The organism is Buchnera aphidicola (Periphyllus acericola) (assembly GCF_964019855.1).
Classification (GTDB): Bacteria; Pseudomonadota; Gammaproteobacteria; order Enterobacterales; family Enterobacteriaceae; genus Buchnera_J; species Buchnera_J aphidicola_BC.
The window spans coordinates 25,094-37,664 of sequence record NZ_OZ026466.1 but is presented as its reverse complement, the minus strand read 5'-3'; the positions used below and the strand labels follow the sequence as shown (position 1 = coordinate 37,664).

Genomic DNA, 12,571 nt, shown 5'->3' with positions numbered 1-12,571 from the left:
TTTTAAAAACATTAATAAATTATATTTAAAAAAAAAAAAATTAAAAAAAAAAAAAATAGTATTTTTTATATTAAAAATGTACTGGATATTTAGAACATATTTTTAAAACTTTTTTTTTAATATTTGAAATTATATTATAATTATTAAAATTGTTAATTAAATGTGTAATCCAATATGCTACTTTTTCTGATTCTAATTCTTTAAAACCTCTACGAGTAATTGCTGGTGTCCCAATACGAATACCAGAAGTAATAAAAGAACTTTTTAAATCATTTGGAATTGTATTTTTATTAACTATAATATTAGATTTATTTAAAAAATATTCAGCATTTTTTCCAGAAATATTTTTATTTGTTAAATCTATTACAAATAGATGATTAAATGTTCCATTTGAAACTATTTTAAATTTTTTTTTCATAAAATATTTTGACATGATTTTTGAATTTTTTAATATTTGTTTTTGATATTTTAAAAAATTTTTACTCATAGCTTCTTTAAAAGCAATTGCTTTAGCTGCAATTATATGAATTAATGGACCACCTTGTGAACCTGGAAAAACAGATTTATTTAATAAATCGTACAATTTCTGATCTTTTGTATTAGATAAAATTAATCCTCCACGAGGACCTGAAAGAGTTTTATGTGTAGTAGTTGTCACTACATGTGCGTAATTTATTGGACTAGAATATAAACCAGAAACAATTAATCCAGCTATATGTGAAATATCTACTACTAAATATGCGTTAATTGAATCAGCAATTTTTCTCATTTTTTTCCAATTACATAAACCAGAATATGATGAAAATCCTCCTATGATTATTTTAGGTAAATGTTTTTCTGCAAGATTTTTAATTTGGTGATAATTAATATTTCCATAAGAATCTAATTTGTATGAAATAGATTGATATAATTTACCAGAAAAATTTACTTTTGAACCATGTGTTAAATGCCCTCCATCACATAAATTCATTCCTAAAATCTTATCACCTGGATTTAAAAGAGCATTATAAACAGAAAAATTAGCTTGTGAACCAGAATGAGGTTGAACATTTGCAAAATCTGAATTAAACAAAATTTTTGCTCTATTTATAGCTAAATTTTCTATTTTATCAACATATTTACAACCTCCATAATATCTTTTTTTAGGATATCCTTCTGCATATTTATTAGTTAAAATTGAACCTTGAGCTCTCATTACTTCAACACTAGCATAATTTTCTGAAGCAATTAAAGTAATATTTTTGTTTTGTCTATTTTTTTCTTTTTTTATATAATTCCATAATTTTAAATCTGATTTTTTGTATATATTTTTTAAAAACATGAATTTTCTCCAATATCAAAAAATAAAAAAATTTAATTAATTTAAACATTTAAATTATATAAATTTTCCATATAATTTATTAAAATAATTTTGTAATTCCTTAACTATTTTATCGAAATCAAGAACTTTAATTATAGAAGAATTAAAATATTTTATTTGAAAAATTTTTTTATTTTTTTGAGAATAGCTTATTATAATAGTTACTTTAGAATTAAATTTTTTTGATCTAGTTATCTTTTTTTTTATAGATCCAACATTAAAATCTTGAACAATACGTAAATTATTAAATATATTTCTTATATTTTCAGCAAATTTAATATGATATATACTTTTTTTATTTAAATTAGAAATAATATAAATATCCGTTTCTAAATTTTTTATAAAAAATGATTTTTCATTATTAATTATATATATTAATCTTTCCATACCAATAGCAAAACCTAACGCAGGTACTGAAGAATTTCCTCCTAAAGTTTTAATTAAATTATCATAACGTCCTCCAGCACATATTGTATTTTGAGAACTAAATTTTTTATTATTAGATTTCCATTCAAAAACTATATCGTTATAATAATCTAATCCTCTAACTAAATTATTATTAATTTTATATGGAATTTTAAATTTATTTAAAGATTTACATAATTTTTTAAAATAATTTTTAGAATTATTATCAAGATAATCTAATAAATTTGGAGAATTAATTAATAATTTTTGAGTTAATTTATTTTTAGTATCTAAAATTCTTAATGGATTCTTATATAATTTAATTTTAGATTCTTTATCCAATTTTTTTTTATTAGAAATTAAAAATTTAACTAAATCAATTTTATATTTTTCTCTAGATTGAATAGTTCCAATCGAATTTATTTCTAAAAAAATTTTTTTATCTATTTTTAAAGATTTCCAACAACGATTTAATAAAATAATTAATTCTAATTCTATTTCTTTTGTATTTAAACCATATACTTCACAACCAAATTGATAAAATTGTCTATATCTTCCTTTTTGTGGTCTTTCATAACGAAACATAGGTCCATAATACCAAAATCTTTGTTGAATATTTTTTTCAAGATTATTTTCAATATAAGCTCTTGAACAACTTGCAGTAGCTTCTGGTCTTAATGTTATATTTTTTTTACTTTTATCATAAAAAGTATACATTTCTTTTTCAATAATATCTGTTACATTACCAATAGATCGATTAAATAATTCAGTTCTTTCTAAAATAGGTAATCTAATTTCATAATATCCATAATTTTTAAAAATTTTTTTTAAAATTTTTTCAGTTTTTTGCCAAATTTTTAACTCATATGGAAGATAATCATGCATTCCTCGAATAGAAATTATTTTTTTTATCACTAAAAAATTCTCCTTTAAAATTAATTTGTTGCTAGAAAAAATTTAAAAAAATAGATAAAAATTTTTTATATATTAAATAACACAAAAATTTTATAAAAAATATTTTTTAAAATATGAAATAATCATTTTAATTCAATTATATTAAAATGATAATATATAAAAATTTTTTAATAAATAATAAAACTTTATAGGAAAAATAAATGCATCCAATCTTAAACATCGCAATTCGAGCAGCAAGAAAAGGAGGTAATAATATTATACAATTTTATGATAAAAAAATATTTAATGATTTTGAAAAAAAAAAAATATTTATTCAAGAAATTTATAAAACTCGTAAAATTATTATAAATATTATTAAAAACTCTTATCCACAACATAATATTTTTACAAAATATAATTCTATTAAATTTAAAAATTTTAAAAATCCAATTTGGATTATTAATTTATTTAATGGAAAAAAAAATTTCTTAAAAAAATTTCCAAATTTTTGTATATCTATTGTAATTTTTTTTAAAAAAATTCTTAATATATCTGTAATTTATGATCCATTTAGAAATGAAATATTTACTGCAGTAAAAGGTAATGGAGCTCAAGTTAATGGATATCGTATGAGATGTTCATCTTTTAATTCTCTTAATAAAAGTTATTTCTCTCTAAAATTAAAAAGTATATTTTTAAATAAAAAAAAAAAATATTTAAAAATTTTAAAAAATTTGTTTAAAAAAGGTGTTATTTTTAGAACAACAAGTTTAATTCCTTTAGATTTATCATATTTATCAGATGGAAGAATCGATTTTATGTTAGACTTTAATTTTAAAATAAATAATTATTATTCTGGAATATTACAAGTAAAAGAATCAGGAGGAATAATTAGTGATTATAAAGGAGGTTGTAATTATAATAATAAAATTGCAATAATAGCTAATAATTCAAATTTATTAAAATTAATTATAAATGAAATAAAATTATTAATATAATGTAAAAATTTTATTATAATTTTAAAAAAAAAATAAATTAATTTTTAAGAATTTTTTAATAAAAATATTATATTTTAAAAAATATTATTAAAAAAATATAAAAAAAATTAATTAATTTATATTTTATAAAATATAAAATTCTTATTTTTAAACTCTAAAATTTCAAAAAAAAAAAAAAAAAAAAAAGAAAAGAAAAGAAAAAAAAATTACTTTTATAAAATAAATAAACTTTTTTAAAAAATTTAAATATTATTTCATAATTTATATTTACATAAATATCTTCTTTATAGAAAATTGTTTTTAAATTTTTTCTAAAATAATAAATAGTATTAATTTAAAAAATAGGAATATTAATGCAATTAACAATAAAGAATTTAAATGTGAAAAATAAAAAAAATTTACTCTTAAAAACTTTAGCAATGCCTCATAATACAAATGCAAATGGAGATATTTTTGGAGGATGGATTATGTCTCAAATGGATATAGGAGGTGCTATTCTAGCAAAACAAATTGCAATGGGTCGAGTAGTTACAGTTCAATCTAATATATCTTTTTTAAAATCTATTTCTATTGGAGATATTATAAATTGTTATGGAAAATGTATTAAAAAAGGAAGTAGTTCTATGAAAATAAAAATAGAAATTTGGGTAAAAAGATTATATTCTAAACCCATAAAAGAAAAATATTTATCTACAAAAGGTACTTTTTTTTATGTTGCAATAGACGAAAATGGACAACCAAAAAAAATTTTTAAAAAAAAATGATTAAAAAGTATAAAAAATTTTTAATTAAATAATGTTTATTTTTTTTTTTTTTGTTTTATACTATTATAAGTAAAAATTTTTATTACTAAATTTATATTTTTATAAAAACTTAATATTAGGCAATTTTAATGAAAAATATTTTAAAAAAAATTATAAATTTAATTATCCTCGCATTAAATATAATTAATTTTATAAAAAAAACATTTTTTAATATAATTTTTTTTTTATTTTTATTTGCATAATTTTTTTATTTCTTCATACAAAATTTCAAAAAAAAAATATTGTAGAAGAACCTAAAATAGGAATTTTAAAAATTGATTTAAATGGACCATTAAAAGAAAAATATTATTCAGAACAAAATATTGAAGGAAATTTTTTAAAAAAAATATTTAATCACAACATAAATATTAAAAAAAATTCTTTATTTCTATTATGCAAAAAAATAAAACAAGCAAAAGAAGATAAAAATATTAAAGCGATTCTATTAAATTTTGAAAATTTTGGTGGAGGAAGCCAACCTGCTTTAGAATATTTTGGAGAGTGTTTAAAAAAATTCAAAAAATCAGGAAAACCAATTTATTCTGTTGGTAAAAATTATTCACAAGCACAATATTATTTAGCTAGTTTTTCAAATTTAATTTTTTTAAAAAAACATGGAACAATTGATTTTAATGGAATTTCAATAAAAAATTTTTACTATAAAGATATTTTAGATAAATTACATGTTAATGTTCATGTTTTTAGAACAGGAAAATACAAATCTGCTGTCGAACCTATAACAAGAAATGGTCCATCTGAAGAAATAAAGAAAGAAAATTTAAAAATAATACATTTTTTATGGAAACAATATTTAAAAAAAATTTCAATAAATAGAAAAATTAAAATAGAAAAAATTTGTCCTTTTTTAAATAAAAAAATATTTAAATTTAAAGATATTGATGAAGATATGACAAAATATGCTAAAAATAATAGATTAGTAGATTATGTTTTATCTAATAAAAATATTAATAATATTTTAAGAAAAAAATTTTCGGAATTAACAAATAATAAAAGATATAAATTAATAAACATATATGAATACAAATTAAAATTATTAAATGATAATAAAAAAAATGAATTTCCATCAATTGGAATCATAACAAATGATGGATCAATTTTAAACGATATAAATAACGAAAATGCAATTAATATTTCAACAACAATTTCAAAAATTCAATCAGCAAAAAAAGATAAAAATATTAAGGCCTTAATATTTTTTATAAATAGTCCTGGAGGAACATTAGCTGAATCAGAAAAAATAAGAAAATCATTAAATAATTTTAAAAAATCTAAAAAACCATTAATTATATTAATGGGAGGAACAACAGCATCTGGAGGTTACTGGATTTCAACCGCTGGAGATTATATTATATCAAGCCCAACAACAATTACTGGATCTATAGGAATATTTAATTATTTTTATACTTTAGAAAAATCTTTAAAATCTTTAGGAATTTATTACGATAATACTGCAATATCTAATTTTAGAGATAACAATATTTTTCATGATATTTCTCCTGAATTAAAAAAATTTATAAAATTTCATATCAATATGAATTACAAAAAATTTCTAGAAATTGTAGCAAAATCTAGACATAAAAGTATTGAAGAAATAGAAAAAATTGCTGAAGGAAAAATTTGGACAGGATATCAAGCTAAAAAAATAGGTTTAGTAGATCAATTAGGAAATTTAGATGACGCTATAAAAAAAGCTTCAGAAATGACTAATTTAAAAAATTTTCATATAAAATTTATATATACAAAAAAAAATACAATACTTTCAAATTTTCTTTTTTTAAAAACTAATAAATTTATAGAAAAAAGATTTTTTAATATATTTCAAATGTATTTTCCTTTATTTTCTAAAAAAAATATTAATTCTTTTAAATTTAATAAAGATTTAATATATATTATAAATAATGAAAATAAAGAATATTTATACTCATTAAATAATAGAAATTTTATTAAATAAATTTCATTACTCACAAATATATATTTATTTTTTTTTAAAAAATATTATAATTGTGAGTAATTTATAATTATTTTAAAGTTTATAAATAAATAATTATTTTTATAAAAATAAAAAATTTATTATTAAAAATAATGACAAATTTTTTTTAGTATACATATAAAATTTATTTTTTTTATTTATTCTAATAATTAATACAATTCTTTTTTCTATATTAATTTCTGGTTGTTTTAAAATTTTTTACTTTTAATGAATTATTTTTTAATAAAAATATTTTTATAATTTTTAATAATTTATTAAACATCAGAAAAAATTATAAAAAATCTTTTTCATTTACTATGAATAATAATTTTTTATTTAATTTTACTATATCAAAATTAATATATTGTAATTCATATATTTTATTTATTAAACCTATATTTCTTTCTTCTATTCTATAATAAATTAAAATTTAATTTCCTTCTTCTGAAATTAAAAATAATTTAGATTTTAATTTATTTCTATAATCATAAAATAAACTAAATAATGAATCTCCTCATCAAATATTTTAGATAAATTTTAATTAGAATATATTTTTTTATGTAAATTTAAATATATTAAAAAAATATTTTTTTTATAAAATATTTTTTTCTTAAAAATATACAATTGAAAAATTTCCAAATTTTTTTAGAAAAATAGATAAAGTTATTTTTTTTATTTTATTTTTTTTTTTTTTATTTTATTTTTTTTGAAGCTTATAAAGTCTCTATAACAATTTTAATTAATTTTTATAAAAAATATAAAACATAAAAAAAATAAATAATTTTATATAAAATTATTTATTTTTGATTTAACTAAATTTAAATCTTGAATTGGATTTCTAGAAAGAGTAATTATTCTTCCTAATACAATATAATCAATATTTAATTTTGAAACATCTTCTGGAATAATAACGTTTTTTTGATCATGAGATTCAGTTCCTAAAAATCTTACTCCAGGTGAAATAACTTTAAAATCTTTTCCTAAAAAATTCTTTATATTATTTGAAAAATTTCCAGGACAAATAACTCCATCTAAACCAATTTTTTTACATAATTTTGATAACAATAAAACATACTTTTTTAAAGAAATAAAAATCCCTATATCTTTTAAATTTCTATTTTTTAAACTACTCAAAACAGTAACTGCAACTAACAATGGAGGTTTTTTTTTATAAGATGAAATAGCCATTTTAGCAGATTTCATCATTTCTTTTCCTCCCATTGCATGAATGCTAATCATCCAAATACCTAAATCTGAAAAAGATTTAATAGATTTTTCCACAGTATTTGGAATATCATGTAATTTTAAATCTAAAAATACTTTAAAACCTAAATTTATAATTTTTTTTATAAAACTTAACCCAAATAAAAAAAACATTTCTTTTCCAATTTTTAATCTATAAATTTTAGGATCTAAAAATTTAATTAAATTTATAGCTTGATTAATTTTTTTAAAATCTAATGCAATTATAATTTTTGTTTTAATTTGTTTTATAAAAGTATTATTTAACATATTTAATCTCTAAAAATATATTTAAAAAAATTTTTTATAAATTTAAATATTTTTATATTGATCATGAGCATGATATGAAGATCTAACTAAAGGTCCACAAAAAATATATTTAAAACCTATAAATTTAGCTTTTTTTTTAATTTTTTTAAATTCTTTATGGGTTAAATATTTTTGAACAGGAAGATGAATCTTACTTGGTTGAAGATATTGACCTATTGTTAACATAGAGACTCCATTATTATGAAGATCTTTTAAAACTGTAAAAATTTCATTTTTTTTTTCTCCTAAACCAACCATTAAACCAGATTTTGTTGGAATCATAGGAAATTTTTTTTTAAAACTATTTAATAAAAATAAAGATTTTATATAATTTGCTCCTGGCCTAACAGTTTTATATAATCTTGGAACTGTTTCTATATTATGATTAAAAACATCTGGAAGATTATCTTTCATTAATTTTAATGCAATTTTTTCTTTTTTTCTAAAGTCTGGAACTAATATTTCTATTTTAACATTTTTAATTTTTCTAATTTCTTTAATACAATTAATAAATTGTGAAACTCCTCCATCTTTTAAATCATCACGATTAACAGAAGTTAAAACAACATATTTTAAATTCATATATGAAATAACTTTTGCTAATTTTTTTGGTTCATTTAAATCAATATTTTTAGGTCTTCCTTTTTTTACACCACAAAAAGGACATTTTCTCGTACAGATAGAACCGAGTATTAAAAAAGTTGCTGTTCCTTTATTAAAACATTCAGTTAAATTAGGACATTGTGCTTCTTCACAAACTGTGTTTAAAGAATTTCTTCTTAAAACATTTTTAATATTTTCAACTTTAGTAGAATTCTTTGGAATTTTTATTTTAATCCAACTAGGTTTTCTTAACATTTAAAACACTCAACTTATAATATAAATATATTTTAAAAAAAAAATAAATTAAATTGTACTTTTTATATATTTTTTAAAAAATAATATATAAAATATAATTTTATAAAAAATAAATAAAATATTTAATTTAAATCAATTTTATCTAAAACATTATAGGAAGATTTATAAATTTCTTGATATTTAAAAATTTTTGTAAATACTTCTATAAATTTTTTTCTAAAAATTTTCATAGTTATCATTGGATTTATATCCCTTAAATTAATCATTTTAATAAATTTATTTCCACAAGGATTTATATAATCATATGGTTTTAAATTAGTATTAATATTATAAGATATTCCATATAATGAACAATTATTTATTATCCTAAAACCAATCGAACAAAATTTTTTTTTGTTAATATAAATACCAGGAAATTTTGTAACACTATAAGATTCAATGGAAAAAATTTTTAATGTATTAATTATAACTTTTTCTATTAAAAATAAAAATTTTTTTATATTTATTTTATTTTTTTTTAAATTAATTAAAATATAAACTAATTGTTGACCAGGTCCATGATAAGTAATTTTTCCCCCTCTATCATGTAATTCAATTGGAATATTTTTTATTTTTTTTATTATATTTTTATTTTTTTCTAAAATTCCTTGAGTAAAAATAGAATAATGTTCAGTAAACCATATTTCATCTATAGTTTTTATTGTTCTAGATCTTGTAAAAACATGCATAGCACTAGAAATTATATTACAATGAGTTTTTCCTAAATTCCGAATATAAATTTTTTTCATATTTTTTTTTTTATTATTTAGTAAAAAATTTATTTATTTATATAATAAAATTTAAAAAATCGATTTAATTCCAGATACAACAAATTCTACACTTAAAGACATTAATAACAAACCCATAATTTTTGTTGTTATTTCTATACCAACTTTTCCTAAAATTTGAACAAAAAATGGAGATATTTCAAATATTAAATAACAAAAATAAAAAAAAATTAACATAATTAAAATACAAATAATTATATTAAAAAATCCAGGATTTTCATTATTCCAAAGTATAGTAGAACTAATAGCTCCTGGACCAGAAATTAAAGGCATAGATAAAGGTATAATTGCAATATTTTTTAAATTTATTTTTTTTTTCTTATTTCGTACATTTTTTTTATCAAAAATCATAGATAAAGATGTCATAAAAATTAAAATTCCTCCAGAAATTCTAAAAGAAGAAATAGAAATTTTAAAAAAATCTAAAATATTTTGACCAATTAATAAAGACACACACAATATTATAAAAGCTGAAAAATTTGCAATACGATTAATTCTATTTCGTTCTCTATAAGAAATATTATTTGTCATACTTGTAAAAATAGGAATCATTCCAATAGGATTAACTAAAACAAATAAACTAATAAAAAAATTTACATAAATAGAATAATCAAAATTAAATATATTCATATATTCCTGATATAAGTTAAAATTTAAAGGTTGAATTTTAAAATTTTTTATAAAACTTAAAATTATATGATTTTTTATTAAATTATTCTTTATTATACTGAAAATATTTTTTAAAAAAATATTAATAAAATTTATTTATATTAATTTATTGAAAAAATTATTTTAATTTTATAATAGGTTTTGCTATAATATTTTTTGTGTCTATTCTGATATCTATTAAATTTACTTTAATAATGTCTGAAATTTTATAGAATATTTTTCCATTAATAAAAATTAATCCTTCTTCTTTATTAAAATCTAATTCTGAACGAATGTTATGAATAAAAGAATTTGGAATAAAAATATTAGCTCCATTTTCTAATAATTTTGCTCGAATACCTCCTTTAGATACTTCAAAAATTTCAGCATTAAATATTAAATTTTTTAAATTTTTAGTTTTAAAATATTTTATATATAAAAAATCTTGAATTTCTCTTTCTGACAATCTATGTTTTCTTTTTTGATTAGAAATTTTTTGAAGAATATCATTTTTTAAAAAAATAGGTTTTTTATTAAAAATCATTGATTTTAAAAATCTATGATTTATTAAATCTCCATATTTTCTAATTGGAGATGTCCATGTCGCATATCTTTTAAAACCTAAAGCATAATGAGGATGAGGATTAAAACTAATTTCACTAAACGATTGAAATCTTCTAATTCTACTATTTAAATATTTATATTTTTTATTTTCTAAAATTCTATATAAATTACAAAATCCTTTTAACGTAAGTAATTCTTTTGAATTAATAAAAATTTTTTTTTTAATTAATAATAATGAAATTTGATTAGCACCAGATAAATCAAAACCAGAATGATTATTATATAATCCTAAACATTTATTTTTAAATAAAGTATTTGCTGCAATAAAATTAGCAGATATCATACATTCTTCAATAATTTTATGAGCAATTCTTCTTTTTTCAATAGAAATATTTAAGATTTCACAATTTTTAGATAAATTAAATTTATATTCATTTCTATCTGGAAAAATTAAAGAATTTTTTTTTCTCCATTTTATACGAGATATACAAAAATCATATAATAATAATATTTGTTCTTCTATTTTTTTATTTAATGGTTTCCAAAAACTTTTCTTTTCTAAAAAATCTGAAACATTTTTATATGAAAGTTTTCCATGAGATTTTATCCATGCTAAAAAAAAATTACTATTTTTTTTAATTTTTCCATTTTTTGATATTATCATAGTACAAGCAAGTACAGGACGTTTTTCATAAGGTTGTAAAGAACATAAATTTTCAGATAAAAATCGAGGCAACATTGGAATATTAAATCCAGGTAAATAATTTGTAAATCCTCTTTTTGAAGCAATAATATCTAATTCACTATTATAATTTACATATGAAGTAACATCTGAAATGGCAACTGTTAATTCTAAACAATCATTTTCAACTTTTTTAATAAATACAGCATCATCAATATCTTGAGTATTATTACTATCAATTGTAATAAAATTTAAATGAGTTAAATCTTTTCTTTTTTTAAAGTTTTCATCAAATAAAATATTTTTTTTAATTTTACATTTTGGTTCAGAAGATTTAAGACCATGTTTTGTTAAAGTAACAAACCATTGTGTAAAAGGATCTTTTTTTTTTGAAATAAATTTTATAATTTCAGCATGAAAAACATTATTATCTTTTAATTTATGCTTAGTTAATTTTGCTAAAAACCAATCACCAGATTCATAAGATAATTTATCTTTAAGTAAAAAATTACATGGAATAAATTCTTTTAAAAAAGGATAATCAGGTATTATAAATAATTTCTTATTAATTTTTTGTAAACGACCAACAAAAGTATTTAAAAAAGGTTCAACAAGTTTTTCTGGAATTACTATTTCTCTATTCTTAGAAAAACCAATACGAGCAATAATTTTGTCACCATGCATTACTTTTTTAATTTTTTTTGGAGGAATAAAATAACTATTTTTAGAATTAATTTCTAAAAATCCAAATCCTTTATTAGATTTTTTTACAATTCCTTCTACTCTTGGTGTATTTATTTTTAATTTTTTTTTTAGATTAAGTAAAATTCGATTATTTTCAAACATAATAATTTAGCCTAAAATATTTTAATTTTATAAATTATATAAAATATAATAAAATACATTTACAAAAAATTTAAATATCTTAAATATTAAATATATAAAATTAATATACTATGATTTTAATAAAAGACCAAACAAAATTATATAT

9 protein-coding genes and 1 pseudogene are annotated in these 12,571 nt (G+C 17.5%); 3 read left to right on the top strand and 7 right to left on the bottom strand.

All coding sequences use genetic code 11. The features are described 5' to 3' along the window. Positions 1-70: 70 nt before the first annotated feature. Both glyA and hisS read right to left on the bottom strand, forming a co-directional pair. Positions 71-1,321, bottom strand: coding sequence for a serine hydroxymethyltransferase (gene glyA, locus AACK90_RS00160; RefSeq protein ID WP_339043308.1), 1,251 nt, complete (start codon positions 1,319-1,321; stop codon positions 71-73). Between the two features lie 54 nt (positions 1,322-1,375). Continuing rightward, complete coding sequence (gene hisS / locus AACK90_RS00155; RefSeq protein ID WP_339043306.1) at positions 1,376-2,680, bottom strand: histidine--tRNA ligase; 1,305 nt, start codon at positions 2,678-2,680, stop codon at positions 1,376-1,378. A 200-nt stretch (positions 2,681-2,880) separates the two neighbouring features. Here hisS and AACK90_RS00150 point away from each other — a divergent pair, with 200 nt between their 5' ends. From AACK90_RS00150 to sppA, 3 genes are all read left to right on the top strand, one after another. Continuing rightward, positions 2,881-3,657: an inositol monophosphatase family protein gene (locus tag AACK90_RS00150; RefSeq protein WP_339043304.1), complete on the top strand. Its 777-nt coding sequence runs from the start codon at positions 2,881-2,883 to the stop codon at positions 3,655-3,657. Between the two features lie 353 nt (positions 3,658-4,010). Further along, positions 4,011-4,421 (top strand): acyl-CoA thioester hydrolase YciA, encoded by a 411-nt coding sequence (gene yciA, locus AACK90_RS00145; protein ID WP_339043302.1) that lies wholly within the window; start codon positions 4,011-4,013, stop codon positions 4,419-4,421. A gap of 226 nt (positions 4,422-4,647) precedes the next feature. Continuing rightward, positions 4,648-6,432: a signal peptide peptidase SppA gene (sppA, locus tag AACK90_RS00140; RefSeq protein ID WP_339043656.1), complete on the top strand. Its 1,785-nt coding sequence runs from the start codon at positions 4,648-4,650 to the stop codon at positions 6,430-6,432. A gap of 801 nt (positions 6,433-7,233) precedes the next feature. Here sppA and pyrF read toward each other — a convergent pair. From pyrF to AACK90_RS00115, 5 genes and pseudogenes are all read right to left on the bottom strand, one after another. After that, complete coding sequence (pyrF, locus tag AACK90_RS00135; protein ID WP_339043300.1) at positions 7,234-7,962, bottom strand: orotidine-5'-phosphate decarboxylase; 729 nt, start codon at positions 7,960-7,962, stop codon at positions 7,234-7,236. Positions 7,963-8,004: 42 nt separating this feature from the next. After that, positions 8,005-8,856, bottom strand: a pseudogene (gene lipA, locus AACK90_RS00130) (lipoyl synthase); the annotation flags it as partial. A 125-nt stretch (positions 8,857-8,981) separates the two neighbouring features. Further along, on the bottom strand, positions 8,982-9,647 hold the full coding sequence (gene lipB / locus AACK90_RS00125) for a lipoyl(octanoyl) transferase LipB (protein ID WP_339043298.1): 666 nt from the start codon (positions 9,645-9,647) through the stop codon (positions 8,982-8,984). Between the two features lie 51 nt (positions 9,648-9,698). Continuing rightward, the gene (locus AACK90_RS00120; protein ID WP_339043296.1) at positions 9,699-10,316 is read right to left on the bottom strand and encodes a YchE family NAAT transporter; all 618 of its coding nucleotides are present in this window, start codon (positions 10,314-10,316) and stop codon (positions 9,699-9,701) included. Positions 10,317-10,473: 157 nt separating this feature from the next. Further along, positions 10,474-12,426 carry an exoribonuclease II gene (locus AACK90_RS00115; protein ID WP_339043294.1) on the bottom strand — a complete coding sequence of 651 codons (1,953 nt, stop codon included), beginning with the start codon at positions 12,424-12,426 and terminating at the stop codon, positions 10,474-10,476. Between the last annotated feature and the right edge of the window lie 145 nt (positions 12,427-12,571).

What these genes read in the sequence shown, in the direction of transcription:
- glyA (WP_339043308.1), bottom strand. Translation starts at nt 1,321, where the DNA reads ATGTTTTTAAAAAATATATACAAAAAATCAGATTTAAAATTATGGAAT.
- pyrF (WP_339043300.1), bottom strand. Translation starts at nt 7,962, where the DNA reads ATGTTAAATAATACTTTTATAAAACAAATTAAAACAAAAATTATAATT.
- AACK90_RS00150 (WP_339043304.1), top strand. Translation starts at nt 2,881, where the DNA reads ATGCATCCAATCTTAAACATCGCAATTCGAGCAGCAAGAAAAGGAGGT.
- AACK90_RS00115 (WP_339043294.1), bottom strand. Translation starts at nt 12,426, where the DNA reads ATGTTTGAAAATAATCGAATTTTACTTAATCTAAAAAAAAAATTAAAA.
- AACK90_RS00120 (WP_339043296.1), bottom strand. Translation starts at nt 10,316, where the DNA reads ATGAATATATTTAATTTTGATTATTCTATTTATGTAAATTTTTTTATT.
- lipB (WP_339043298.1), bottom strand. Translation starts at nt 9,647, where the DNA reads ATGAAAAAAATTTATATTCGGAATTTAGGAAAAACTCATTGTAATATA.
- yciA (WP_339043302.1), top strand. Translation starts at nt 4,011, where the DNA reads ATGCAATTAACAATAAAGAATTTAAATGTGAAAAATAAAAAAAATTTA.